This window comes from Leucobacter luti (assembly GCF_004217175.1).
Taxonomy (GTDB): domain Bacteria; phylum Actinomycetota; class Actinomycetes; order Actinomycetales; family Microbacteriaceae; genus Leucobacter; species Leucobacter luti.
Genome location: NZ_SHKI01000004.1, coordinates 1 through 25,973, shown reverse-complemented (window position 1 = coordinate 25,973; position 25,973 = coordinate 1). Strand labels below are relative to the sequence as shown.

Annotated in this window: 22 protein-coding genes and 1 tRNA gene; 14 read left to right on the top strand and 9 right to left on the bottom strand. The window is 69.1% G+C overall.

Annotated elements, in window-relative coordinates:
* Positions 1–2: 2 nt before the first annotated feature.
* Entirely contained in the window at positions 3–1,700 is a 1,698-nt protein-coding gene (gene hutU / locus EV139_RS06500; RefSeq protein ID WP_130453545.1) for a urocanate hydratase, read from the bottom strand.
* A 260-nt stretch (positions 1,701–1,960) separates the two neighbouring features.
* Here hutU and EV139_RS06495 point away from each other — a divergent pair, with 260 nt between their 5' ends.
* The 3 genes from EV139_RS06495 to gap all read left to right on the top strand — a co-directional run bounded on the left by EV139_RS06495 (position 1,961) and on the right by gap (position 4,827).
* Positions 1,961–3,028, top strand: a complete 1,068-nt coding sequence (locus EV139_RS06495) for a GlxA family transcriptional regulator (protein ID WP_130453544.1) — start codon at positions 1,961–1,963, stop codon at positions 3,026–3,028.
* An 85-nt stretch (positions 3,029–3,113) separates the two neighbouring features.
* Entirely contained in the window at positions 3,114–3,674 is a 561-nt protein-coding gene (locus EV139_RS06490; protein WP_130453543.1) for a dihydrofolate reductase family protein, read from the top strand.
* A gap of 148 nt (positions 3,675–3,822) precedes the next feature.
* Positions 3,823–4,827, top strand: a complete 1,005-nt coding sequence (gap, locus tag EV139_RS06485; protein WP_130453542.1) for a type I glyceraldehyde-3-phosphate dehydrogenase — start codon at positions 3,823–3,825, stop codon at positions 4,825–4,827.
* Between the two features lie 105 nt (positions 4,828–4,932).
* Here the strand turns inward: gap and EV139_RS06480 are convergent, their stop codons facing one another.
* The gene (locus EV139_RS06480) at positions 4,933–5,343 is read right to left on the bottom strand and encodes a DUF3054 domain-containing protein (RefSeq protein WP_130453541.1); all 411 of its coding nucleotides are present in this window, start codon (positions 5,341–5,343) and stop codon (positions 4,933–4,935) included.
* The gene (locus EV139_RS06475) at positions 5,340–6,242 is read right to left on the bottom strand and encodes an inositol monophosphatase family protein (RefSeq protein WP_130453540.1); all 903 of its coding nucleotides are present in this window, start codon (positions 6,240–6,242) and stop codon (positions 5,340–5,342) included. The genes EV139_RS06480 and EV139_RS06475 overlap by 4 nt, the downstream gene beginning before the upstream one ends.
* A 482-nt stretch (positions 6,243–6,724) precedes the next feature.
* Here EV139_RS06475 and EV139_RS06470 point away from each other — a divergent pair, with 482 nt between their 5' ends.
* Positions 6,725–6,940: a hypothetical protein gene (locus tag EV139_RS06470; RefSeq protein WP_130453539.1), complete on the top strand. Its 216-nt coding sequence runs from the start codon at positions 6,725–6,727 to the stop codon at positions 6,938–6,940.
* 484 nt (positions 6,941–7,424) lie between these two features.
* Here the strand turns inward: EV139_RS06470 and EV139_RS06465 are convergent, their stop codons facing one another.
* The 4 genes from EV139_RS06465 to EV139_RS06450 all read right to left on the bottom strand — a co-directional run bounded on the left by EV139_RS06465 (position 7,425) and on the right by EV139_RS06450 (position 11,105).
* On the bottom strand, positions 7,425–8,405 hold the full coding sequence (locus EV139_RS06465) for an endonuclease/exonuclease/phosphatase family protein (RefSeq protein WP_157993008.1): 981 nt from the start codon (positions 8,403–8,405) through the stop codon (positions 7,425–7,427).
* A 925-nt stretch (positions 8,406–9,330) separates the two neighbouring features.
* A tRNA-Lys gene (locus EV139_RS06460) sits at positions 9,331–9,403 on the bottom strand.
* Between the two features lie 118 nt (positions 9,404–9,521).
* Positions 9,522–10,802 (bottom strand): Na+/H+ antiporter NhaA, encoded by a 1,281-nt coding sequence (gene nhaA, locus EV139_RS06455; protein ID WP_130453537.1) that lies wholly within the window; start codon positions 10,800–10,802, stop codon positions 9,522–9,524.
* Positions 10,803–10,895: 93 nt separating this feature from the next.
* The gene (locus EV139_RS06450; protein ID WP_130453536.1) at positions 10,896–11,105 is read right to left on the bottom strand and encodes a hypothetical protein; all 210 of its coding nucleotides are present in this window, start codon (positions 11,103–11,105) and stop codon (positions 10,896–10,898) included.
* 149 nt (positions 11,106–11,254) lie between these two features.
* Here EV139_RS06450 and EV139_RS06445 point away from each other — a divergent pair, with 149 nt between their 5' ends.
* The 5 genes from EV139_RS06445 (at position 11,255) to ilvC (ending at position 16,803) form a co-directional block, all read left to right on the top strand.
* Positions 11,255–11,497, top strand: coding sequence for a hypothetical protein (locus tag EV139_RS06445; protein ID WP_130453535.1), 243 nt, complete (start codon positions 11,255–11,257; stop codon positions 11,495–11,497).
* 108 nt (positions 11,498–11,605) lie between these two features.
* Positions 11,606–13,300, top strand: coding sequence for a dihydroxy-acid dehydratase (ilvD, locus tag EV139_RS06440; protein WP_130453534.1), 1,695 nt, complete (start codon positions 11,606–11,608; stop codon positions 13,298–13,300).
* 147 nt (positions 13,301–13,447) lie between these two features.
* Positions 13,448–15,187, top strand: a complete 1,740-nt coding sequence (locus EV139_RS06435; protein WP_237464412.1) for an acetolactate synthase large subunit — start codon at positions 13,448–13,450, stop codon at positions 15,185–15,187.
* A gap of 2 nt (positions 15,188–15,189) precedes the next feature.
* Positions 15,190–15,699, top strand: a complete 510-nt coding sequence (gene ilvN, locus EV139_RS06430; protein ID WP_130453532.1) for an acetolactate synthase small subunit — start codon at positions 15,190–15,192, stop codon at positions 15,697–15,699.
* An 87-nt stretch (positions 15,700–15,786) separates the two neighbouring features.
* Positions 15,787–16,803: a ketol-acid reductoisomerase gene (gene ilvC, locus EV139_RS06425; protein WP_237464802.1), complete on the top strand. Its 1,017-nt coding sequence runs from the start codon at positions 15,787–15,789 to the stop codon at positions 16,801–16,803.
* A gap of 202 nt (positions 16,804–17,005) precedes the next feature.
* Here ilvC and hrpB read toward each other — a convergent pair whose 3' ends face one another.
* The gene (gene hrpB, locus EV139_RS06420) at positions 17,006–19,735 is read right to left on the bottom strand and encodes an ATP-dependent helicase HrpB (RefSeq protein WP_130453530.1); all 2,730 of its coding nucleotides are present in this window, start codon (positions 19,733–19,735) and stop codon (positions 17,006–17,008) included.
* Between the two features lie 129 nt (positions 19,736–19,864).
* On the bottom strand, positions 19,865–20,785 hold the full coding sequence (locus EV139_RS06415; protein WP_237464410.1) for a hypothetical protein: 921 nt from the start codon (positions 20,783–20,785) through the stop codon (positions 19,865–19,867).
* A 160-nt stretch (positions 20,786–20,945) separates the two neighbouring features.
* Here EV139_RS06415 and EV139_RS06410 point away from each other — a divergent pair, with 160 nt between their 5' ends.
* From EV139_RS06410 to efeO, 5 genes are all read left to right on the top strand, one after another.
* On the top strand, positions 20,946–21,479 hold the full coding sequence (locus tag EV139_RS06410; RefSeq protein WP_130453528.1) for a hypothetical protein: 534 nt from the start codon (positions 20,946–20,948) through the stop codon (positions 21,477–21,479).
* A 2-nt stretch (positions 21,480–21,481) separates the two neighbouring features.
* On the top strand, positions 21,482–21,802 hold the full coding sequence (locus EV139_RS06405; RefSeq protein WP_130453527.1) for a hypothetical protein: 321 nt from the start codon (positions 21,482–21,484) through the stop codon (positions 21,800–21,802).
* A 90-nt stretch (positions 21,803–21,892) separates the two neighbouring features.
* A complete protein-coding gene (gene serA, locus EV139_RS06400) occupies positions 21,893–23,485 on the top strand; it encodes a phosphoglycerate dehydrogenase (RefSeq protein WP_130453526.1) in 1,593 nt (530 codons plus the stop codon).
* A 176-nt stretch (positions 23,486–23,661) separates the two neighbouring features.
* Positions 23,662–24,564: an iron uptake transporter permease EfeU gene (gene efeU, locus EV139_RS06395; RefSeq protein WP_130453525.1), complete on the top strand. Its 903-nt coding sequence runs from the start codon at positions 23,662–23,664 to the stop codon at positions 24,562–24,564.
* 8 nt (positions 24,565–24,572) lie between these two features.
* The gene (gene efeO, locus EV139_RS06390) at positions 24,573–25,787 is read left to right on the top strand and encodes an iron uptake system protein EfeO (protein ID WP_130453524.1); all 1,215 of its coding nucleotides are present in this window, start codon (positions 24,573–24,575) and stop codon (positions 25,785–25,787) included.
* Positions 25,788–25,973: the final 186 nt, after the last annotated feature.

The window sequence follows — 25,973 nt, the reverse complement described above, 5'->3', positions numbered from 1 at the left end:
TTCTACCATGCCTGCTCGGTGTTGCGGATCACCGGGGTCATTGGCACGCGCACGCCGCGCTCGGCCGCGACGTCGACGGCCCGCTGGTAGCCGGCGTCAACGTGCCGGATCACGCCCATGCCCGGGTCGTTCGTGAGTAGGCGCTGCAGCTTTTCTGCGGCGAGGGGGGTGCCGTCTGCGACCGAGACCTGCCCGGCGTGGATGGAGCGACCGATGCCGACGCCGCCGCCGTGGTGCAGCGAGACCCAGGTGGCGCCGGACGCCGTTGAGGTGAGCGCGTTCAGCAGCGGCCAGTCGGCGATCGCGTCGGAGCCGTCGGCCATCGCTTCGGTCTCCCGGTACGGCGAGGCGACGGAGCCTGAGTCGAGGTGATCGCGACCGATCACGATCGGTGCCGAGAGTTTGCCCTCCGCGACGAGTTCGTTGAAGCGCACGGCGGCCTTCGCGCGGTCACCGTAGCCGAGCCAGCAGATCCGCGCGGGGAGCCCCTCGAACTCGACGCGCTCCTGGGCGGCGCGAATCCAGCGGTGCAGGTGCGCGTTCTCGGGGAACAGCTCGAGCAGCGCCTCGTCGGTGACCCGGATGTCCTCGGGGTCTCCTGAGAGCGCGACCCAGCGGAACGGCCCGAGCCCCTCGCAGAAGAGGGGGCGGATATACGCGGGGACGAAGCCGGGGAACTCGAACGCGCGGTCGTAGCCGCCCTGGCGGGCTTCGTCGCGGATCGAGTTGCCGTAGTCAAAGACCTCGGCGCCGGCGTCCTGGAACTCGACCATCGCGCGCACCTGCGCGGCCATTGCGGCGCGGGCATCGCGAGTGAAGCCCTCCGGATCGGCCTCCGCGCGGGCCAGCCGATCCGCCACCTCGTAGCCGATGGGCAGGTACGAGAGCGGGTCGTGCGCGCTCGTCTGATCGGTGACGATGTCGATCGTGATCTCGCCGGCGCGGTGGCGGCGCAGGATCTCGGGGAACACCTCAGCGGCGTTGCCCACGAGACCCACGGACCAGCCGCGCCGCTCGTCCTTTGCGAGCTGCACCTTCGCGAGCGCCTCGTCGAGGTCCGTGACGACCTCGTCGAGGTAGCGCTTCCCAGCGCGGCGCTGCAGTCGCGTCTCGTCCACATCAACGATGAGGCAGGCGCCGTCGTTGAGCGTCACGGAGAGCGGCTGCGCCCCGCCCATGCCGCCGCAACCGCCCGTGAGCGTGATGGTGCCGGCGAGTGTGCCGTCAAAGCGCTTACGCGCGATCGCGGCGAACGTTTCGAACGTGCCCTGGAGGATCCCCTGCGTGCCGATGTAGATCCAGGATCCGGCCGTCATCTGGCCGTACATCATGAGGCCCTCGGCCTCGAGGCGGCGGAATTCGGGCCAGTTTGCCCAGTCGCCCACGAGGTTCGAGTTTGCGAGCAGTACGCGCGGTGCCCACACGTTCGTGCGGAAGACGCCGACCGGCTTGCCCGACTGCACGAGCAGCGTCTCGTCGTCTTCGAGGTCGCGGAGCGTGTCCACGATCGCGTCGTACGCCTCCCAGCTGCGCGCCGCGCGGCCGGTGCCGCCGTACACGACCAGATCGTCTGGGCGCTCGGCCACCTCCGGGTCGAGATTGTTCATCAGCATGCGCAGTGGGGCCTCGGTCTGCCAACTCTTCGCGGATCGGTCAGTGCCGCGCGGGGCTCGGACGGGGCGTGCGCCGGGGAGAGTCATGCTCGGTTCCTTTCGTGGTGCGCCGCGACAGTGCGGCGTGCTGCTCCCATCACACCGTACCGCGGCACTGCCGGCAACGCGCGGCGTGCGCTCCCTGTCCGGGATCCCGGACAGGGAGCCGCCGCGCCGCCGGTGCTGCCGCCGCGCCGCCGGTGCTGCTGCCCCACCGGCGACCTAGCTCCCGCGGGCGGTGCGGCCCCGCTGGCGACACCCGGCCGTGCAAGTGCCGCTGCTCAGCCCGCACGGCCTACGCTGGGACCATGAGGCGTGTCGCGGTGGTCGTGCTGGAGGGGGCGAAGCCCCTCGACGTCGGCATCCCGGCGCAGGTGTTCACGGAGCGCACGAGCATGCCCTACACAGTTGACGTGTGCGGGGTGCACCCGGGATTGATCACCGGTGGTGACGGCCTCTCGTACCACGTGGAGCACGGCCTCGAAGCGCTCGAGACCGCGGATCTCATCTTCGTGCCAGGCACCCGGCACCCGGATCGCGAGCCGCCGCCGGTCGAGCTCACCCGCGCGCTCACTGCCGCCCACGCGCGCGGGGCGCGGCTCGCCGCGATCTCGACCGGTGCCTTCGCGCTCGCCGAGACGGGGCTGCTCAACGGACGCCGCGCCACGACGCACTGGCACTACTCCCAGATCCTCGCCGAGCGCTATCCAGAGATTCAGGTCGACGAGCGCGTGCTGTTCGTTGACGAGGGCTCGGTGCTCACGTCCGCCGGGGCCGCCTCGGGCATCGACCTCTGCCTGCACATCCTCCGCAAGGAGGCGGGCATGGCCGTGGCAAACCACGCGGCCAGGCGCCTCGTGGCCGCGCCCTACCGCAGCGGTGGGCAGGCGCAGTACGTGCCGCAGGGGGTGCCTGAGCCGCACGGGGAGCGCTTCACGCAGACCCGCGAGTGGGCGCTGCGCCATCTTGGCGAGCCGCTCGGGATCGCGCAGCTCGCCGCGCACGCCCGCGTCTCCCAGCGCACGTTCTCCCGCCGCTTCCGCGACGAGACCGGGTACGCGCCGATGCAGTGGATCATGCGGGCGCGTGTGGACCGCGCGCGCGAGCTCCTTGAAGAATCGGGGCTCGGGATCGACGAGATCGCGGCGACGGTCGGCCTCGGCACCGCGACCAATCTGCGCCGCTACTTCCGCCGGGTACTCGCCACCACCCCCACCGACTATCGGAGGACATTCTCGCGGGCGGGGGAGCTGCCCCCGCTTGCCGCGGACGGGCCCGCTTCGGACGCGCCTGCTTCGGGCGGGCCCGCCTCGGACCGGCCCGCTTCGGGCGGGCCCGCTTCGGACACGCTTGTCGCGGGCGAACCCCGGGACTAGGATCGCATTCACCGCCGCGCCGCGTGCCGACGGATCGCGCCGCAGCCCCCGCAGCGGCGCTCACGCCGTCGAACAGGATCCGCGCATGCGTCAGCTCATCGTCACCGCATTTGTGTCAGCCGACGGCGTTGCGGAGGCGCCGGGAGACGGCGAGTACCGCAACGCGGGTTGGACATTCAAGGACGTCGAGTTTGACCCGGCCGCGTATGAGATCAAGGGTCGGGAGCAGGAGGAAGCGGCCGCGCTGCTGTTTGGGCGGCGCAGCTACGAGGCGTTCGCCCCGGTGTGGCCAGGCATGGCCGAGTTTGCCGCGTTCAATGCGATGCCGCGATTTGTGGTCTCGACATCGCTCGCGGCCGACGACGAGCGCTGGCCCGCCACGATCCTGCGTTCGCTCGACGAGGTCGCGGCGCTGCGCGCGGGCGACGGCGGCCCGATCCTCGTGCAGGGCAGCCTTGAACTGGGGCACGCCCTCGCCGCCGCCGGGCTCGTCGACCGCTACCACGTGCTCGTGTTCCCGGTGCTGCTGGGCGCGGGGAAGTGGCTGTTCAGCGCGGCCTCGCACCCCACGCAGCGCCTCGCCGTGGTCGAGTCCGAGACCTATGGAAACGGCGTGCAGAAGGTGGTCTACGACGTCCTGCGGTAGCCCGCCACGGCGTGTCGTGGTGGTGCTCTCGGAGGTTGGCGAGATCCGTTCGAAGGATGGCATTACCGCCACTGGTCCTGGTGCTCGCGGCGGGCCAGGCTAGAAGTCGTAGGGCTTGCACTGTGCAGCGCGAGAGGAAAAGGAACTGATGACCGGTCGGGTAGCAATCAATGGGTTCGGGCGAATTGGGCGGGGCGTGCTGCGCGCGATCCTGAACAGTGGGAGCGACCTCGAAGTGGTCGCGGTCAACGATCTCACCGACAACGCCACACTGGCGCACCTGCTCAAACGCGACAGCCTCTATGGTGCGCTGCCCTGGGACGTCACTCTCGACGGCGACACCCTCGTGGTCGGGGACCGCCGGATCCGGATCTTCGCGGAGCGCGAGCCCGCGAAACTGCCGTGGGGCGAGCTCGGCGTCGACGTGGTGCTTGAGTCGACGGGTTTCTTCACCGATGCCACCGCGGCGCAGCAGCACATTGACGCCGGGGCACAGCGCGTCCTCGTGAGCGCGCCGTCCAAGGGCGCCGATCTCACGGTCGTCGTGGGGGTCAACGACCACCTCTACGATCCGGCAGAGCACCGCATCGTCTCGAACGCGTCGTGCACCACGAACGCACTCGCGCCGCTGGCGCAGGTGCTCGACCGTCTCGCGGGGATCGAGTACGGCTCGATGAGCACCGTGCACGCCTACACGCAGGATCAGCGTCTCCAGGACGCGCCGCACGACGATCTGCGCCGCGCGCGCGCCGCCGCCCTCAACATCGTCCCGACCTCAACGGGGGCCGCGAAGGCGATCGGCCTCGTTCTGCCGCAGCTCGACGGCAAGCTCTCGGGGAGCTCGCTCCGCGTCCCCGTGCCGGTCGGCTCGATCGTGGAGCTGCACGCGACGGTCTCCCGTGAGGTGTCGCGCGACGACGTGCTCGCCGCGTACCGCGCCGCGGCCGCCGAGGGCCCGCTCGCCGGTGTGCTCGAGTACTCCGAAGAGCCGCTCGTGTCCACCGACATTGTGGGCAACCCGCACTCCTCGATTTTCGACTCCGAGCTCACCCACGTCGATGGCCGCCACGTCAAGGTGGTGGCCTGGTACGACAACGAGTGGGGCTTCTCGAACCGCGCGGTGGCCGCGATGGAGCTGCTCGCCGCCGGCTAGGCGCGAGCACCCACCTCGGGCCCGGCGTGGCGCCACGCGCCGCCGGGCCCGCACACACTTCTCGCCGCGGGCTGTGCCCGGCCCGCGGCGGGGAACCTCTCGCGGCTAGGCCGCGCGCGGGCGGCGCAGCCGCGCCACGAGGGCCGCGATCGCGCGCCAGCCGAGCAGAAACAGGCCGAGCGTGAGGATCGTGACGAGCACGAACGCGAACGCGACGCCGCCGCCGGTCCACCAGCGCAGCAGTAGGCCGATCGCGACCGTGCCCACCCACACCGGCAGCCCGGAGGACCAGAGCGCCAGCGGACGCTTCGAAATGCGGGCCGAGATCCAGGTGATCGCGAGCCCGGCGAGGAACGGCCAGGCCGTCTCGAGCAGGCCGAGCAGCGTCGCCTCGCGAGCGTGACTGCTGCGGCCGAGCGCTGCAAACAGCACCACGAGCGCCGCGTCGCACGCGAGCGCGAGGAGCGCCGTGCGCACCGGGTGCGGCGCGGCCGCCGGCCGAGCGACGCCGCTCATCGCGCGCCTCCCGCGTGAGCTCCGGTGCTGCCCTGATCCGAGTCGCTGACCGGTGCCGCGCCGCCGGCCGCGGCGCTCGATCCGCTGGTCGCCGCCGCGCCGTGAGCCGCGGCCACCGTGCTGAGCACCGCCTCGTGCAGCGCACCGTTTGTTGCGAGCGAGCTGCCGTTCCAGGCGCTCTCGGCTCCCGCGATGTCGGTGAAGCGGCCGCCGGCCTCGCGCACGATTGGCACGAGCGCGGCGAGGTCGTAGGGCTTCACGTCGAACTCGGCCACGATGTCGACGAGGCCCTCGGCGAGCAGCATGTACGACCACATGTCGCCGTAGGCGCGATCGCGCCACACGGCCCGGCTGAGCTCGATGAGCGGGTGGAGGTACCCCGCGAGGTCCCACTGCTCGATGCTCTGGAAACTCAGCGACGCGTGCGCAAGGTCCGCGACGCCGGAGACACGCAGCCGCCGCGGCTCTTCCCCGGCCTGCTGGCCCCATGCGCCCCCGCCGGTCTCGGCCCACCAGCGCGCGCCGAACGCCGGGGCGGACACCACGCCGACCGTCTGTTCGCCGTCGACCTCAAGCGCGATCAGCGTGGCCCAGTTGGGCACGCCGCGCAGGAAGTTCGAGGTGCCGTCGATCGGGTCGATGATCCAGCGACGAGTGCCGCGTTCCGCCGTGCCAGACTCCTCGCCAAGGAAGCTGTCGCCCGGGTAGACCGCGTCGATGCGCTCGCGGAGGGTCCGCTCGACGGCCTGATCGGCGTCGGTGACGAAGGTGCGATCCGGCTTCGTTGACACTGCGAGATCGGCCGCGCGGAAACGGGGGAGCGAGACCGCGTCGGCGAGCTCGGCGAGCTCCAGGGCGAACGCGAGATCGCTGGACGGAGTGGGCAGTGGAGCGGTCATCTGGGCGCCCTTCATGAACGGCGGGTGAATGGTGGATCCGGGTACGAGAAAAGCCCGGCGATCTGCGCCGGGCTTCGGTGTCTGCCTGATCGATACGTGAGTTCGGAGAAGCTCGCACCCTCGGAAAAACGATAGCAGAGCTGGGGCGGTGGAGCCCCGCAGCGAGCGGTGTAGACCCCCACCGGGCATCAGCTGATGCGGGGAACCGGTGGGGGTCCGTGGAAACACTAGTAATCAGCACGCGTTCGCCCCAAGCTGTGGCGCGCAATGTGGTCCGAATGGGGGTCATCGATGTACCGTCACGCACGGAGCACGGGTAGGCTGATCCGGCGCTCAGTCGGCACTCGACTGAGTGCAACCCGCCCATCGCGGTACACCACCCGCAGCCTCCTCCCGGTCCGTGATCGCTGGCCCGATGGTGGGAAGCTCGCCTGACGAATACGGCGGACCTCGCCGCGACGACTCGAGAGAGGACATGCCGCATGCCCCACGCATCCGAACCAGCGATCGCGCGCGTGAAGCTCATGAATGAGTACGGTGCTGATTTTCCGCTGTGGGGATACGACAAAGACGAAGACGGCCCCCACTTTCGCGAGGACCTCGTCTCTACCGCCACCGGGGCGGCGTTGCGGCGCTGGGCCGATGTCTTCGACGAGCACTACGACCCAGAATCCGGCTGGCAAAGTCTGGCGGTCTGAAAGCTCCAGTTCGCGGCGGGCAACGAACTCTACGCAGTGCTGAAGCGGGAGCTTGAACCCGGAATTGCGGTTGAGTTCGAGTTCTGGGAAGCGCTGGTGCAGGGTGAGCAAATCTCGGAGGCGGAACTCAGGGGCTAGGCGTGGCCCGCGCCCCCGCGCCCCCGCGCCGCCTCGCCGCGGGGAGCGGCCCTGGGCGGAACCAACGCAGCGGGTGCGACGATCCCCACACAACGAAAAGCCCCGAGATCGTGATGACCTCGGGGCTACCCGTGCGCCCTCACGGGCTCGAACCGTGGACCCGCTGTACGCACTCGTGCGTACTCTGCCGTAGGGCTGGACGTGGCCTGGGGAGATGGTCGGCTGCTCCGCGAATCCGCCGTACGACCCGTGCAGGAGCGAGTATGCAAGGGTTCCTCATCCGCTCTCTCTGGGGGAGCGAAGGACCAGTTTCGTGCGTTGCGTACCTGACAACGGCAGTCGCAACCTACTGGGGGTTGAGTGTGAACGTGGCGTAGACCGGGAGATGATCGGACCCGAGCCACTCAGTTACGTCAGTGGTGTAAGACGTAATGGTCAGGCGGCTGTTCTCCTTGAAAAACACTCGGTCGAGCCGATTGCCTTTGGTCGTGGGCACCGTGAAACCTGGATTCGTTTTGAGGCCCTTCCCGGAAATGGGGATCCCCGGGACATCGTGAGCATCTCGGAGTCCAGCACTTTTCGCTCGGAGAATTGCCGCTGAGCTATTGGCCGAATTGAAATCGCCGGTCAGAATCACGGGGTCGTTCGGGTCTACAACGATCTCGTTGATTCGATTGATCACCACCGCCATCTGGCGGTCCCGCTCAACGTTCATTACATCCGCGGTAGAGCTGGCGTTTGAGGGGAGATGCGTATTGAAGACATAGAAGTGGGTCTGTGACTTCTTATCCAGGAATCGGGCCCACTGAAGAAACATGGGGTTGTTTCGCGCGTTCGTGCCAAGCTTTCTGACGCCAGCCTGCGTGGGATCGTTTGGATTGTTCTCGAGCTTCCTCGTGTCGTACATGATCGTTGGTCGCTGCTGCCATGCCCGCGCCGCATCCGTATTGTGCTCAATCATCCGCCAGTGCTCTTTGAGGCTGACGCTGTTCTTGAGGTGGTCACGTTGAGTTAAGTACTCGGCTTCCTGGAGATTGACAACGCTTGCTCCGCTGTTCGCGATGTATTTGATGACCTTGTATCGACGGGCTTCCACGCCGACTTTCTTCCACGGATGGTTGAGGCGTAGCTCTAAATCGCTAGCTGAAGTATTGAACTCTCCTTCACGAAGAATGTTGTAGCTGAGGACCTTCAACTCGGACTGCTCTCCGAGCGCCACTTCTGCCGCAGTCTCCTCCGCGCTTGCAAGGGCTGGCGATATGCCAACCAATCCGAGCGAAATTGCCGCCGTCGAAGCTATCCCGATGCGGGAAAGCTTGCGAACCAAACTTGTTCTCAATCTGAACTCCTCGATGTAGTGCCCCGAGCAGCTAGTCAAGCATTCTTCAAAGGTGCAGCCCAAGCTGGGCCGGCGAGACTAGCGAACACGAGTCTGGCCCGACGCGCTCGTCGCTTCGGTCCGTCGCGTGGTGGGGATAAGGCCGCCCGGTCCGCCGAGCAACCGAAGTTGCTGCGTCCTCGATTGCCCTCCATAGTGGGGGGCCCTCGTTTCCGTGGGCAGCTTTCTGCCGGGTCAGTCCCAACTTCGCGAGAAAGAGAAACTGAGTAGTCAGCGGTGATGTCTTCGCAATCCGAGTGCGTAGCTAGTTGTCGGTGGAGTGGTGTTCCCAAGTGTGGGCTCGCAATATGGGCGAAGCGCCGGTGTTGTCTTAGGGGATGTCGCTAGATTTCATTGTGTCCCCATCCGGGGGTGTGCTCGAACGGGTCTCCCGGTCAGCCCGACGTTCGGTTGCTCCGTAACGGTTATAAGCACAGCGGTGCCCGCCGCGTAAGCATGCTCCGGGGGTAGGGACGAAACGCGACAGGCACTCCAAGATGAAGAGTAGCGCTCAACCTTTCCCTCCCGCCAGTTGACACGCAGCGGGTTTCGGTCGGGTGTGTTTTGCGGATCCAGGACATGAGGTGTGCCCCGTCCGGGGCCTTGCGTGCCGCTTCCACCGACTCCCACCCCGCACCTCCGCCCGCGAACTCGACGCGCTCGAGATCGTCGCCGTTGCGGAGGCGAGGTTGGTCGTTGAGGGAGGTGGGGCCTCGAAGCGCACAACAGCACGAGCGAATATGAGCTGGGCGGACGATTGCAGGCGACTCGCGGCGCCGCGGGAAGCGGCCCTGGTCGGGGCGAAAGCGGCAGGCCCGGCGCCCACGCACACAACGAAAAAGCCCCGAGATCGTGATGATCTCGGGGCTAGCCGTGCGCCCTCACGGGCTCGAACCGTGGACCCGCTGATTAAGAGTCAGCTGCTCTACCAACTGAGCTAAAGGCGCATTCGCTGCTGATCAGAGGGGCAAGCTCTCTGCGCAACGGATGAAACTCTAACACGATCGCGACGCGGCGCTCAAATCCAGGTGGTCATCCCGCGCGCGTCGCGACCGTGCGCGGCGCTCAGGCCGCTGGTGCGGGCGGGGCGGGGCTGGCTTTGGGGCGCGCTTTGGGGCGGCGCACGAGGAAGGCAGCGGAGACCGCGACCGCGATGACGGAGCCGGCCATGACCGCGAGCCGGGCGGTATCGGCGTCGGCCTGATCAGAGAAGCTGAGCTCGGTGACGAGGAGCGACACCGTGAAGCCCACGCCGGCGAGCGCGCCGACCCCGATGAGCTCGCGCCACGCGATCGCGGAGTCAAGCTCCGCCCGCGTGAATTTTGTGAGGAGCCACGTCACGAGCGTGATGCCGATCGGCTTGCCGATCACGAGGCCGACCATGATGCCGAGCGCGATCGGGTCGAGCGGGAACCGTGAGGCCCCGCCGACCGCGACTCCGGCGGCGAAGAACGCGAAGATCGGGACCGCGATCCCGGTCGAGAGCGGGCGGAAGCGGTGCTCAAACGTCTCGGCGAGCTGGGTGCCCTGCCGCCCGTTCACGGGGATGAGGAACGCGAGCACCACGCCCGCGATCGTGGCGTGGATGCCCGAGGCGAGGAACAGTGACCACACCACGATGCCGAGGGGGAGCAGGATCAGCCAGGGGCCGAAGGTTGAGCGCGCGAGCGGCGCGGCGAATCGGCGGGCGATGAACGCGTACAGCGCGAGCGGAATGAGCGCGAGCGCGAGGGGGAGGAGCTGGATGTTCTCGGTGTAGAAGACCGCGATGATCGTGATCGCGATCAGGTCGTCGACGACCGCGAGGGTGAGGAGGAACATGCGCAGCGCCGGCGGGATCCGTGGCGCGATGAGACCCAGCACCGCGACGGCGAACGCGATGTCCGTTGCGGTGGGGATCGCCCAGCCGTGTACGGCTGGCGTGCCGGCCGTGAACGCGACGAACAGGAGCGCGGGGATCGCCACCCCGCCGAAGGCTGCGGCGACCGGCACGATCGCCGTCGAGAACTTGCTGAGGGCGCCGGAAACGAATTCGCGCTTCAGCTCGAGCCCCACCATGAAGAAGAAGATCGCGAGCAGGCCGTCAGATGACCAGTGGCCCAGACTGAGGTGCAGTCCGAGTGCTTCGGGGCCGATCTTTGTGTCGCGCAGCGCGAAGTACCCGTCCGCGAGGGGGCTGTTCGCGGCGATGAACCCGATCAGGGCGGCAATCATGACGATCACGCCACCGACGACCTCGGCGCGGAGCAGGCGGCTGATGCGTGCGGCCTCGCGCTTGCTGACGAGCGAGAGTGTGCGGCGGCGGCGCCGCGGCTGTGGTGCGGGGGTGAGGGGTGACTGGCTCATGTATCTCGCCTTCGTTTGGGGACAGCTATCTCAACTGTCGACCAGACTTCCCGACGCACCGCGGCCAAGTGTAGCCGCTTCGACGAAAGTGTGTCAGCGTGACTTTTTCTCGACTTCGAATTCTTGATCCTGATCTTGCATTGCGACGCTCGCGACCGCGAGGGCGAGGCCCCCAAGCCAGACGCCCCAGACGATAAACCGACGCCAATCGCGGGGCATCCCGCCGGCGCGTCGTGCGGTTCCGACGGCGCCGAGCGCGGCGCCGAGCACCGCGGGGCTGGTGAGGTACTTCCCGATCGCCACGTGGCCTCCCGTCTCGTAGTGTGCTGATCAGCCTACTGCGGCTTGGGTCGAACGCGCGCGTTTGCGATAGCCTAGGTGCCAGGACTCCGCGCAAGCGGAGAGTGGCATTGCGGGGACTCCCGCACCGACGGAGTGTAAGGAGTGGGCGTATGAGCTCGCAGGACAATGGTGCGCTGTTCGAGGAAAGCTCGCGGGGTGGTGTGAGCGCGATCACCGCGATCATGTTCGTGCTCTCGCTCGTGCTCACGCTCGGCGGCTTCGTCATGATGAGCTACGGGTTCAACCCCTCGGCCGGCGCCACGGTTGAGCTCGGCCTCTTCGCCGGCGGCCTCGCCGCGACCGTTGTGGGCTTCCTGATCCCGTTCGCGATCCTGCCCGCGATCGGAAAGTAACCCTCATCACGCACGAAAGCACCGCGGGCGCTCGCTCGCGGTGCTTTCGTGTATTTCGGGCGGGTTGACGTCCGCGGCGAGGCATGTGCGAGGGCATAGACTTGGCTCATGGCAGAGATTGACATGAAGCCGCGAAGCCGCGACGTCACCGATGGAATCGAAAAGGCCGCTGCGCGAGGCATGCTTCGTGCGGTTGGCATGGGCGATGAAGACTGGGATAAGCCCCAGATCGGCATTGCTTCCTCGTGGAACGAAATCACCCCCTGCAACCTGAGCCTTGATCGCCTGGCTCAGGGCGCGAAGGAGGGCGTCCACTCCGGCGGCGGGTACCCGCTGCAGTTTGGCACGATCTCCGTCTCGGACGGGATCTCGATGGGGCACGAGGGGATGCACTTCTCGCTCGTCTCGCGCGAGGTCATTACCGATTCGGTCGAGACCGTCGTGATGGCCGAGCGCCTTGACGGGACTGTGCTGCTCGCCGGTTGCGACAAGTCGCTTCCGGGGATGCTGATGGCCGCGGCTCGCCTCGACCTCGCGAGCGTGTTCCTGTACGCGGGCTCGATCGCGCCGGGCTGGGTCAAGCTGACCGACGGCACGGAGAAGGAAGTCACGATCATTGACGCCTTCGAGGCAGTCGGTGCGTGCAAGGCCGGCACCATGTCTGAGGAAGACCTCAAGCGCATCGAGTGCGCGATCGCTCCGGGCGAGGGCGCCTGCGGCGGCATGTACACGGCAAACACGATGGCGTCGATCGCCGAGGCGCTCGGCATGAGCCTGCCCGGATCCGCCGCCCCGCCGTCGGCCGATCGCCGCCGCGACTACTTCGCGCACCGCTCGGGCGAGGCCGTGGTCAACATGCTGCGCCTTGGGATCACCGCGCGCGACATCCTCACCAAGAAGGCGTTCGAGAACGCGATCACGCTGCTCATGGCGTACGGCGGCTCGACGAACGCGGTGCTGCACCTGCTTGCAATCGCGCGCGAGGCCGAGGTTGACCTCACGCTCGACGACTTCAACCGCATTGGCGAGAAGGTACCGCACCTCGCGGACATGAAGCCCTTCGGTAAGTACGTGATGGCCGACATCGATCGCCAGGGCGGCGTCCCGGTGATCCTGAAGGCCCTGCTCGATGCCGGGCTGCTCCACGGCGACGTGATGACCGTGACCGGGAAGACCATGGCGGAGAACCTCGCCGAGCTGAATCCCGACCCGATCGACGGCGAGGTGATTCACCAGCTCGACGACCCGATCCACGCGACCGGCGGGCTGACGGTGCTGCACGGATCGCTCGCGCCCGAGGGTGCGGTCGTGAAGACGGCCGGCTTCGACGCCGAGCTGTTCGAGGGCCCCGCCCGGGTGTTCGACCGGGAGCGTGCCGCAATGGACGCGCTCACCGAGGGCAAGATCTCGAAGGGCGATATCGTCGTCATCCGCTACGAGGGGCCGAAGGGTGGCCCCGGAATGCGCGAGATGCTGGCGATCACCGCGGCGATCAAGGGCGCTGGACTCGGAAAAGATGTACTACTATTGACTGACGGACGATTCTCAGGCGGCACAACCGGCCTGTGCATCGGCCACATTGCACCAGAGGCTACGGACGGCGGTCCGGTCGCCCTGGTCCGCGACGGTGACCTGATTCGGGTCGATATCGCCGCTCGAACGCTCGATCTGCTGGTAGAACCCGCTGAGCTTGAGGCCCGCCGAGAAAACTGGGCCCCGCTTCCCCCGCGATACACGCGCGGCGTACTCGCAAAGTACTCCAAGCTGGTTCGGTCCGCCTCCGAAGGCGCCGTCACCGGCTAACACCTCGTGCGCGACGGCTTCGTGAGTTTCGACCACGGAGCCGCCGCGCTGTGTATCGCGTCAGACATTCGACCACGAAAGCAAGCAATGACCTTGGAATCGAGTCACACTCCACCGATACCGGCTGCCGCGGTGCGCGGCGAGCGCATGTCCGGTGCGCAGGCTGTCGTTCGTAGCCTTGAGGCGCTGGGCGTTCCCAACGTGTTCGGGCTGCCCGGCGGCGCCGTCCTCCCGCTGTACGACGCGCTCATGGACGCGAGCCAGCTGCGCCACATCCTCGTGCGCCACGAGCAGGGCGGCGGCCACGCCGCCGAGGGGTACGCGGCCGCGAGCGGCGAGGTCGGCGTGTGCATCGCCACCTCCGGGCCCGGCGCCACGAACCTCGTCACCGCGATCGCCGACGCCTACATGGACTCGGTCCCGCTGCTCGCGATCACCGGACAGGTGTTTTCGCACCTCATGGGCACTGACGCGTTCCAGGAAGCGGACATCGTCGGCATCACGATGCCGATCACGAAGCACTCGTTCCTGGTAAAGACCGCAGCTGAGATCCCCGAGGCGATCGCAGCCGCGTACCACCTCGCCTCCACGGGGCGGCCCGGCCCGGTGCTCGTGGACATCACGAAGGACGCGCAGGAGGGGCTGCTCGACTTCGAGTGGAACCCGCAGGTCGACCTTGCCGGCTACCGGCCCATCACCAAGGCGAACAGCAAGCAGATTCAGGCGGCAGCCGATCTCATTGCCGCCGCTGAGCGGCCCGTGTTTTACGTGGGTGGCGGCGTCGGCCGCGCCGGCGCCTCTGAAGAGCTGCTGCAGCTCGTCGAGCTGGTCGGGGCTCCCGTGGTGACCACGCTGATGGCCCGCGGCGTCTTCCCCGACTCGCACCCGCAGCACCTCGGGATGCCCGGCATGCACGGCACCGTTCCCGCGGTGCTGGCGCTGCAGGAGGCGGACCTGCTCATCACACTCGGCGCTCGCTTCGACGATCGCGTGACCGGCAAGGCGGCGCTGTTCGCCCCCGACGCCAAGGTGATCCACGCAGACATCGATCCGGCCGAGATCGGCAAGATCCGCGCCGCTGATGTGCCGATCGTGGGTGACGCCGCCGAGGTGATCGCCGACCTCATCGCCGCCGTGTCCACTGAGAAGGTGAGCCGCGACTGCGCCGACACCTCCGCGTGGTGGGACCGGCTGCGCATGCTGCAGGAGAAGTTCCCGCTCGGCTACCAGTCCACGAGCGACGGACTGCTCTCCCCGCAGCAGGTCATCCAGCGCATTGGCGAGCTCACCGGCCCGGAGGGCGTGTACGCCGCCGGGGTGGGGCAGCACCAGATGTGGGCGGCGCAGTTCATCAAGTATGAGCGCCCCAACTCCTGGCTCAACTCGGGCGGCGCGGGCACGATGGGCTACGCGGTCCCGGCCGCGATGGGCGCCAAGGTCGCCGAGTCGGATCGCGTCGTGTGGGCGATCGACGGCGACGGCTGCTTCCAGATGACCAATCAGGAGCTCGCCACCTGCGTGGTGAACAACATCCCGATCAAGGTCGCGGTCATCAACAACTCGTCGCTCGGCATGGTGCGGCAGTGGCAGACGCTGATCTACGACGGCCGCTACTCGAACACCGAGCTCAACACCGGGCACGGCTCGCAGCGCGTCCCCGATTTCGTGAAGCTCGGTGAGGCGTACGGTTGCCTCGCGATCCGGGTGGAGCGTGAGGATCAGCTCGACGACGCGATCAAGCTCGCGCTCGAGACGAACGATCGCCCCGTGGTGATCGACTTCGTGGTGAGCGCCGACGCAATGGTGTGGCCCATGGTCCGCCAGGGCACCTCGAACAGCGATATTCAGTACGCACTTGAGCACGCCCCTGAGTGGGAGGGAGAGTAACCATGAGCCGTCGCGTTCTCAGCCTCCTCGTGGAGGACAAGCCCGGCCTGCTGACCCGCGTTGCGGGCCTCTTCGCCCGCCGTGGCTTCAACATCGAATCGCTCGCGGTCGGCCCGACCGAGATGCGTGGCCTGTCCCGCATCACCGTCGTGGTCGACGAAGACGAAACCCTGCTTGAGCAGCTCACGAAGCAGCTCAACAAGCTCGTCAACGTGATCAAGATCGTTGAGCTGGACGAAGCAAGCTCCGTGCAGCGCGAACACGTGCTGATCAAGGTGCGCGCCGACAACCAGACGCGCTCGCACGTGCTCGAGGCGGTCAACCTGTTCCGCGCGCGCGTGGTCGACGTCGTCCCCGACGCCCTCACCATCGAGGTCACGGGCGACTCCGGCAAGATCGAGGCGTTCCTGAAGGTGCTTGAGCAGTACGGCATCAAGGAAATCGCGCAGTCCGGGCTGATCGCCATGGGCCGCGGATCCAAGTCGATTACCGAACGAGTGTTTAAGAACTAGCCGGGCCGTCGCCGCCGGCGACCCGCATAGCTTGCGCGACCGCGCAGAACCGAACCAACAACTAGAGGAGAAATCCAAGTGGCTGAGATGTACTACGACGCTGACGCAGACCTGTCGATCATCCAGGGCAAGAAGGTAGCCGTCGTCGGCTACGGCTCCCAGGGGCACGCACACGCGATGAACCTGCGCGACTCGGGCGTCGAGGTTGTTATCGCGCTCAAGGAAGGGTCGAAGTCGATCCAGAAGGCCGAAGAGGCCGGGTTCGAGGTCAAGACCGTTGCCGACGCGGCGGCCTGGGCCGACCTCATCATGATCCTCGCGCCGGATCAGTACCAGCGCACGATCTACACCGAGTCGATCAAGGACCAGCTGACCGCGGGCAAGACCCTCGCGTTTGCCCACGGCTTCAACATCCGCTTCGGCTACATCGAGGCGCCCGAGGGCGTTGACGTGATCCTCGTCGCCCCGAAGGCTCCCGGCCACACCGTGCGCCGCGAGTTCGAGGCCGGCCGCGGCATCCCCGACATCATCGCGGTCGAGGTCGACGCGACGGGCACCGCCTGGGACACCGCGAAATCGTACGCGAAGGCGATCGGTGGCACCCGCGCCGGCGTCATCAAGACCACCTTCACCGAGGAGACCGAGACGGATCTCTTCGGCGAGCAGGCAGTGCTCTGCGGTGGCACCTCGCAGCTCGTCCAGTACGGCTTCGAGACGCTCACCGAGGCCGGCTACCAGCCCGAGATCGCCTACTTCGAGGTGCTCCACGAGCTGAAGCTGATCGTCGACCTCATGTGGGAGGGCGGCATCGCCAAGCAGCGCTGGTCGGTCTCCGACACCGCTGAGTACGGCGACTACGTCTCCGGCCCCCGCGTCGTTGACCCCTCCGTCAAGGAGAACATGAAGGCCGTGCTCGCCGACATCCAGTCGGGTGCGTTCGCGAAGCGCTTCATTGAGGATCAGGACAACGGCGGCAAGGAGTTCCTGGAGCTCCGCGCCAAGGCCGAGAAGCACCCGATCGAGTCGACGGGCCGCGAGCTGCGCGGGCTCTTCGCATGGAAGCAGACCGACTCCGACTACGTCGACGGCAGCGCCGCGCGCTAAGCGCCCAGCTTGCTTGGCTCCACTCGGGCGGGGCTTGCCTCCCTCGAGTGAGCTTGCCTCCCTTGAGTGGAGCCAAAAGCCCCCTTCGCGTCACGCGAAGGGGGCTTTTGCGTACACTCGGGCGTCTGGGGAGCTGGGGGCCTGGGCCAGGGCGGGCGCGGGTGAGTTCAGGCCCGGGCGCTCACGGGCACGGGCCCGCGTCCTACCCCCGGGTCGCGCGCTTCGTGCGGGCGGTCGCCTCGGCAGTCCAGGGGTCCTCGGGCCACGGGTGCTTCGGGTAGCGGCCGCGCATCTCGCGCCGCACGTCCTGGTACGGCCCGTTCCAGAACGAGGCGAGGTCGTCGGTCACCGCGAGCGGCTTGCGCGCGGGGGAGAGCAGGTGGAACAGGATCGGCACGCGCCCGTCGGCGATCCGCGGGGTCTGCGCGAAGCCGAACAGCTCCTGCAGCTTGACGGCGACCACGGGGCGGCCGCTCGGATCGTCCGGCGCCGGGTACGCAATGCGCACGCGCGACCCGGAGGGAACCGCGAGCTGCTCGGGAGCGAGTGCGTCAAGCTGCGCCGCCTCCGGCCAGGGGAGGAGGCGGCGCAGTGCGCCCGCCACGTCGATGCCGTGCAGCGAGGAGCGCGGCCCGAGCCGCGCGAGATCTGGGCCGAGCCAGTCGGTAACCCCGGTCAGTAGGGCGGCGTCGTCCATCGCGGGCCAGGGTGCGCCAAGCTCACGGTGCAGCAGGCCGAGTCGCCCGCGCAGCGCCTCGGCGGCGTCGGTCCAGCGCAGCGCGGCGAGGCCGGCCTCGCGCAGGTGCGCGGCGAACGCCGGTGCGGTGTCGTCTGGCCCGGGGGTCGCGGGGCTCGACGACAGCAGGATCGCGCCGAGCCGCCGCTGCTCCTGCACTCGGACACGGCCGTCCGCGACCCGTGCGGCGCGCTCGCTCGTGCGCAGCGCGGCACCGATGCGCAGCGTGTCTGCCTCGCTGAGTGCCGCGGCGAGGCGGATCACGGCGCCGGTGCCGTCGGCGGCGCGTCCAGCCGCGCGCTGCACCTCGCGCACGGCGAGCCACTCGCTCGCCTGGAGCGCGCTGCCCTCGGGGAGCGCGGCGCGCGTCCCGCTCGCGAGCAGGTAGCTGCGGGAGTGCTCGCCCGTGCGACGTGCGAGCCACTCGGGGCGCGCCAGCGCGGTGACCACGCCGGGGGCATCCGCGGCGTCCACAGCACCCGCAGCTGCCACAGCTGCCACAGCCGCCGCAGCTGCCACGGCCTCGGGAGCGCCAGCCCGGCCCGCCGGGCCGGAGCCGCTCGCAGCCTGGCCCGCCGCGCCGGCGCCCTTCGCAGCCTGCTCCGCCGCGATCCGCGCGAGTCTGCGGCTCTCCCGCCGCCAGCGCTCGGAGCCGGGCGCCCGCCCGGAGCGCAGCTCCCGCAGGAGCGCACCGAGATCTGCCCCGGGGTGGCGGTGGTCGTCCGAGATCGCGGCGACGATCTCCGCCGCGCGCGCGGGATCACCGAGCTCGGCGGCGCCGGAGAGCAGCGCCCGCGCCTCACGCACACCGACGGGCAGCCCGGCGACAACGCTGCCCTGGGGTGTTGCGCGGCCCGCGGCGTCGGTGAGCCCGAGCGCGTGAAGACCCGCCACCGCCTGGGCCATCGCGGCGGGTGGGGGCGGGGTGAGGAGCCGCATTCCCGCGCCGCCGGGGGTGCCCCAGACCGCGAGGAGGAGTGCCGCGTCGAGCAGGTCGGCGGAGAGGATCTCGGCCGGGGCCGCGGCCGGCATGCGGGCGAACTCGGTCTCCGAGTAGGCCCGCACCGCGCGGCCCGGACCCTGGCGGGCTGCGCGGCCGGCGCGCTGCTCGGCGCTGGCGCGCGATGCGCTCACGGTGACGAGCCCCGTCATGTCGCGGCCGCGGTCGCGGCGCACCTCGCGCGCGAGCCCCGCGTCGATCACCAGCCGCACCCCGGGCACGGTGAGGGAGCTCTCGGCGAGCGCGGTGCTCACCACGATCCGCGGGGGATCACCGGCCGCGCGGCCGGAGACTGCCCGATCCTGCTCACGCGCCGAGATCCTGCCGTGCAGGGGGAGCACCTCGACGCGCTCGGCCGCCGGGCCGCCCGCGGTGCCGGCTCGAATCTGCTGCGCCACGGCGTCGACCTCGCGTGCGCCGGGGAGGAACACGAGCGCGTCGCAGCCGGCCCGTGCCTGCTCTGCGATTGCCACGCGGGCGACGTGCGCGAGGAAGTCGCGGGTGACCCCGCGCTCGTCGAGCCGGGCCGTTGCGGCCGGCGCGGGGGAGTACGCCACGTCGAGGGGGTGGAGCAGCGCGGGCACGGCGACCACGGGGGCGTCCCCGAGCAGTGCGGCGACGCCGGCCGCGTCGAGCGTGGCCGACATTGCGATCAGCGTGAGGTCGGGGCGCAGCTCGCGCAGCTCGGCGAGCATGCCGAGGAGCAGGTCGCCGTCGACGGAGCGCTCATGCACCTCGTCAAGGATCACGGCGCCGACGCCGAGCAGTTCTGGGTCGCCGAGCAGCCGGCGCAGCAGCACACCCGGGGTGAGCGCCTCGATCCTGGTGCTGCGGCTCACCTCGCGCTCACCGCGCACCGTGAAACCGACCGGCCCGCCGAGCTGGCTCCCGTCGAGCCCCGCGAGGCGGCGGGCCGCCGCGCGCACGGCGACGCGGCGCGGTTGACTAAGCAGCACGCGCCCCGCGGGGGCGGGTGCCCCGCCGCCCGCTGCTGCCGTGCCGGGGTCCGCCGCAGCGGGCCCGCCGAGCGCGAGCAGATTCGCAACGAGCGGCGGCACGTAGGTGGTCTTGCCGGTGCCTGGTGGGGCGGTGATCACGGCCGCGCCGGTCCCTACAGCGCGCTCAAGCTCGGCGCGAGCCGCGGCGACGGGCAGGCCGGCGCCGATCCGATCGAGATCAAACAGGTGCTGGCTCACTCGTTCATCCTAGGGCGCGCTCGCACGGCGCACCCGGTGGCGGGCGCGGCCGGGGCGCGCGCGCAACGACGCCCGTGTCGCGGGCCGGAGTGCGGCACGCGACACGGGCGTCGTGTGGTGGTGCGTGCGCTAGGCCGCCGGGGCGTTCTCGACCACGATCGGAGCATCGCTCGGCGACGCCCACACCGGCGCGGGGAGCGTGGTGGTGGTGCTGCCGTCCTGGATTTCCTTGAGCGCCGACTCAATCTCGGCCGCGTTCGTCGGCACGTTCAGATCGCACGCCCGGAGCTCGCTCGCGAACTTCAGGGTCAGGCGCGACTTCCCGGCCTCGATCGCCTCAGCCGTGGTGCCGGTGCGCTTGTCGCTGCCGGTCTGAATGTCCGAGACGTCCTCGCAGACGTGGTAGACCTTGCCGCCGTCGACCCACACGACCTCGTCGGCGCCGAGCAGCTGGATCACGGTCGACTGGTCGGCGGTGTACTTCTCAACCGACGGCGGGTTCAGATCGATGCCGATCGCCGTGGCGGCGACCGCGAGGATTACGCCGAGTGCGCCCGCGATCCCCTTCTGCTTGCCGTCCATGTCCTTGTTGGTGAAAATGAGGATGATCAGCGGCAGGAACGCGACGATCGAGATGATCGCGCCGAGCTGGTTCTGCACGAAGAAACGCACGGTCTCGGACCGCTGTGCCGGGTCGAGGCGGTTCGCTTTCTTCCAGAGCACGGAGCCGGTGATCGCGAGTGCCGCGATCACCACGAGCGAGATCAGCAGCGTCGTGAACGCCCACTGCGGGAACACCGCGGTGGCGTTCTGCGTCTCGAGAAGCCCGGTCTCGGGGTCGCGCACCAGGGTGCCGTCCTCGCCCACGAACTCGCGCTGGCGCAGCAGCCAGAAGATCGCCACAGCCTCGAGCGCGATCGCGACGAACCAGAGCGCCGCGGCGATCCACCGGAAGCGCGTCGCCTTGGCCTTCGCCTCGGCTGTGGGCTGCCAGGCAGGGGCGCCGAGCTTCGGTGCTTCGTCGCTCTTCTTCTTGCCAGATTCTGTCACTATCGCGAGTTCCTTTGTGCGTGCTGAGTGGGATCTTTCACAATTGTAGTAGTTCTCGCCGCGCCGGCGGAAGCGTCTGAATTCGCCGTTTGCCCGCCCGCCACACGCCGGGCGGGCGGCTCCCGGGTGACTCAGAGCGGAGCGAAGTTAAGCTGGAGCAATGCGAAAGAAGACGGTCCGAGCGCCGCGGGAAAGCGCGCTCGCGAGCGGCTGGACAGTGGAGGGGGAGCCAGAGGCCCCGGATGCTGACGAAGCCGTCCTCGCCGCCCCCGATGCCCGCCCCGAGTCCTCAGCGGCTGCGCCCGATGCTGCTGGTGCCGAAGCTGACGCCGACGGCACCGCCGCGCTTGCGGCCGATGCCGCAGCGGAACCGACGGGCACCGACCAGGTCTCGAACGGGGCGCTCGTCGCGCTCGGGGTGTTCGGCGGTCTCTACCTTCTGTACTCATACGGCTGGTTTGTCGTGGCGCAGGCGTACTCGGCCGTGAACGCCATCACCGCGGCCGGCAGCGGCTCGCTCGGCGGGATCCTGCAGCAGATCGTGTTCTGGGCGGCGCCGTTCGCGCCGGCGCTGTGGTTCTTCACCGCGCTCGCGCTGAGCGGGCGCGGGCGCACTGCCCGGCTCTCAATCCTGCTCGGCATCGGTGCGATCGTGCTGCTGCCGCTGCCAATGCTGATCGCCCGGGGAGGCTAACGATGGTCACGCGTGTTCTTGCGTGGGTGGTGGGGATCCTTCTCGGAGGGCTCTACGTCTACGCGACCGTCACCGGGGTGGGAAACCTCACCGGAATGCTCGGCCTCAGCGGGGCGCTCGGCACCGGGCTGAGCGTGTCCGGTTGGATCTGGCTTGTCTTCGGCGTCGCGATGCCGCTGATCCTGCTGGCTGCGGCGCTGCTGCTGGGTCGCGGCCGCCGCGCCGGGATCCGGATCCTGCTGCTGGCCGCAGGCATCGCGGTCATCGCCGTGCTGCAGCTCGACCTCATGCATGTGATTCCCGAGTCGTCATATTTCGCCTAGCGTGCGGTGCGCCCCGGGCGCGGCAGTAGACTGGTGAATCTGCGCGAGTCTCGTGCAGTTTCCCTGTCGCTGACCCGAAGGATTCGCTTGATGTCTGCGCCGGTCGTGCTGATCGCCGAACAACTCTCACCCGCCACAATCGCCGCGCTCGGCCCCGACTTCGAGGTGGTGCACGTCGACGGAACTGACCGCGACGCGCTGCGCTCGGCGCTCGCGACCGCTGACGCGGTGCTGGTGCGCTCCGCTACGCAGATCGACGCTGAGGCGCTCGGTTGGGCGCCGAAACTCAAGGTGGTTGCCCGCGCGGGCGTCGGCCTCGACAACGTTGATATCAAGGCCGCAACGCAGGCCGGCGTCATGGTTGTCAACGCGCCGACCTCGAACGTGATCAGCGCCGCTGAGCTCACGGTCGCGCACATCCTCGGCCTCGCGCGCCACCTGCAGCGCGCGCACGCTTCGCTCTCGGTGGGGCAGTGGAAGCGCTCGTCGTTCACCGGTACCGAGCTCTACGAGAAGACGATCGGCATTATCGGCCTCGGCCGGATCGGTGCGCTCGTCGCTGAGCGGCTCCGCGGCTTCGGAGTCGAGCTCGTGGCCTACGACCCCTACGTCACGGCGGCGCGCGCCCAGCAGCTCGGGGTGCAGCTCGTGACGCTCGACGAGCTCGTTGAGCGCGCCGACTTCCTCACGATCCACATGCCCCGCACGCCGGAGACGCTCGGCATGATCGGCGCTGAGCAGCTCAAGGCAATGAAGCGCACCGCCTACGTCGTGAACGTCGCTCGCGGCGGCCTCATCGACGAAGCGGCGCTCGCGGAGGCACTCACGGCTGGCGAGATCGCCGGTGCGGCGCTCGACGTGTTCGTGCAGGAGCCGCCGGCAGACACCGCGCTCACGGGCCTCCCCACGGTCAACGTCACCCCGCACCTCGGCGCATCCACTGAAGAAGCGCAGGAGAAGGCTGGCGTGTCCGTGGCAAAGTCGGTGCGGCTCGCCCTCGCTGGCGACCTGGTGCCCGACGCGGTTAACGTCGCGGGCGGCGTCATCGACGAGTACGTGCGCCCCGGGCTGCCGCTCACTGAGAAGCTCGGCCAGGTGTTTGCGGGCCTCGCGGCCGGCCCGCTCGCCTCGCTCGACATCGAGGTGCACGGCGAGCTCGCCGAGCGCAACGTTGAGGCGCTGCGCCTCGCCGCGCTCAAGGGCATCTTCTCGAAGGTGGTCAGCGACCCAGTCTCGTACGTCAACGCGCCCCTGCTCGCCGAGCAGCGCAACGTCGAGGTGCGCTTCGCGGTCGACGCCCAGTCGGAGAGCTACCGCAACGTGATCACAATCCGCGGCGCGCTCACCGATGGCACCGCGCTCTCGGTCTCGGGCACGCTCACCGGCCCCAAGCAGATCGAGAAGATCGTTGAGGTGAACGGCTACGAGGTCGAGCTGCCGATCCCCGAGCACCTCATCGTGTTCAGCTACACCGACCGCCCCGGCATTGTCGCGGCGTACGGCAGTGAGCTTGGCGAGGCCGGCGTCAACATCGCCGGGCTGCAGATTGCCCGCGACGAGAAGAAGGGGACCGCGCTGTCGGTGCTCTCCGTCGACGCGCCCGTTGCCGACGACGTGATCGCGCGCCTGCGCGTTGCGATCGGGGCGGACGAGCTCCACACGATCGACATCGACGCACTGTAGTCGCAGCCGCGTCGCTCGCGAGACAACCCCCACCGCTTCGGTGGGGGTTGTCTTTTTTTTTGCGCGTGCCCGGCCCGGAGTTGTCGCCGGGGCCGCGGGGGAGTAATGTAATCCCGGGCTCCGGTAAGGATTGCCTAACCATCATCACACCTCTCGCAGACAAGGCAGCGCCACACATGCTCGGAACGTTTCTGATCGGCCTGCGCGAGGGGCTTGAGGCCGCGCTCGTGGTCGGGATACTGCTCGCCTACGTCAACCGGATCGGGCGCCGCGACGTCGCCTGGCGCATCTGGGCCGGCGTGGCGCTCGCGGTGGCGGTCTCGCTCGGTGTCGGTGCGGTGCTCACCTTCGGCGCGTACGGGCTCTCGTTCACGGCGCAGGAGATCATCGGCGGCTCACTGTCGCTCCTCGCGGTCGGCCTCGTCACCTGGATGGTCTTCTGGATGCTGCGCACCGCTAAGGGGATGCGCAGCGAGCTCGAGGGCCAGCTCGGCGACGCGATCGCCGGATCCGGCTGGGGGATCGTGCTCGTTGGCTTCCTCTCGGTCGGCCGCGAGGGCCTCGAGACCGCGCTCTTCATCTGGGCCACGACCCGATCCTCGGGTGAGGCGCCGCTGCTCGGCCTGCTCGCGGCAGTGGGCGGGATCCTCGTCGCCGTGGCGCTCGGCTGGCTCATCTACCGCGGCATGCTCCGGGTCAATCTCGCCCGCTTCTTCACCTGGACCGGGGCGCTGCTCATCGTCTTCGCCGCGGGCGTTGTCGCCTACGGGATCCACGATCTGCAGGAGGCCGCCGTGCTCCCCGGCCCGTTCGCGGCTGCGCCCGAGGGGGCGAGCGCGTTCGTCCAGGCCTGGTACGGCGAATCGGCGTGGGCATTCCGGATCCCGCACATCATCGCCCCGGACGGCGTGCTCGGCAGCCTCCTCAAGGGCACCATCGGTTTCGCCCCGGAGATGACCAAGCTTGAGCTGCTCGGCTACGCCCTGTACCTCATCCCCACGCTCACCCTGTTCTTGCGCCGCGCGGTTCGCCCCGCCCGCGCTCCCCGTCCTGTTCCCGATCTACTTCCAGCCAACTAGGAGCCACCGTGCACGTCTGTAGACCCCTCACCATCGCCGCCCTCGTCGCCGCAGGCGCGCTGACCCTCACCGGGTGTGTGCCGAACGCCGGCACCGGCGAGGCCGCCGCGCTCACCGTCGACTCCGGTGCCGACAGCTGCGCCGTGAGCGCCGACACCGCCGCGAGCGGCCCCATCACCTTCACCGTCACCAACTCGGGGGAGCAGGTCACCGAGTTCTACGTGCTCGCGGAGAACGAGCTGAGCATCATCGGCGAGGTCGAGAACATCGCGCCTGGCGCGAGCCGCGACCTCACCCTCGTCGCCCAGCCGGGCAACTACTTCACGGTGTGCAAGCCGGGCATGGTGGGCGCCGGGATCGGCCAGACCGCGTTCACTGTCACGGGTGACACCGTCGAGGCGAGCGCCGACGACGCCGAGGGCGAGGCCGCGGCGGTCACCAGCTACACCGCGTACGTGAAGAGCCAGGCGGCGGAGCTGCTGCCGCAGGTCCAGGAGTTCGTCGACGCCTACGTCGCCGGCGACGACGCGCAGGCGAAGGCACTGTTCCCGCTCGCGCGCGTGAGCTACGAGCGGATCGAGCCGACCGCCGAGCAGTTCGGCGACCTCGACCCGGCGATCGACTACCGCAAGCCGGGCGCCGAGGCCGAGGGGCTGCCGTTCACCGGCTTCCACCGCATCGAAATGGATCTCTGGCTCGACGCGGCCGCCGAAAACTACCCGGACGAGAAGATCGTGGCGCTGACCACGGCGGAGCGCACCGAGCTTGGCGACAAGCTGGTGGCAGACATCACTTCGCTGTACGACCTCGTGCACTCGGACGACTTCTCGCTGAGCCTCAGCGACATCACGAACGGCGCGATTGGCCTCCTCGACGAGGTCGCGGCACCCGATGGCAAGCTCCCGGGTGAGGAGAACGAGTTCGCGCACACCGACCTCTACGACTTCACGGCAAACGTCGAGGGCGCGCAGGTCGCGTACGAGGCCGTCCGCAACATCGCCGAGTCGAAGGGTGAAGCCGGTGCGGAGCTCGTGCAGACGCTCGACACGCAGTTCGCCGCCATGCTGGATCTGCTCGCCGAGTACGGTGACTACGACGACGGCTTCGTCGACTACTCGACCGTTGACCAGGACGCCCGCAACGAGCTCGGCGCACAGCTGAACGCGCTGAGCGAGCCGCTGTCGCAGCTCACCCACACCGTGCTGGGAGTGAGCGCTGAATAACGACGCATCGATCCCCGAGTCGGGGGGGGCCGCCGGCGCCCCCCCCCCCGGGGGCCCCCCCCCCCCCCCCCCCCCCCCCCCCCCCCCCCCCCCCCCCGGGCGGGGGGGGGGGGGGGGGGGGGGGCGGGGGGGGGGGGGGGCCCCCCCCCCCCCCCCCGCGCCCCCCCCCCCGGCGGGGGGGGCGGC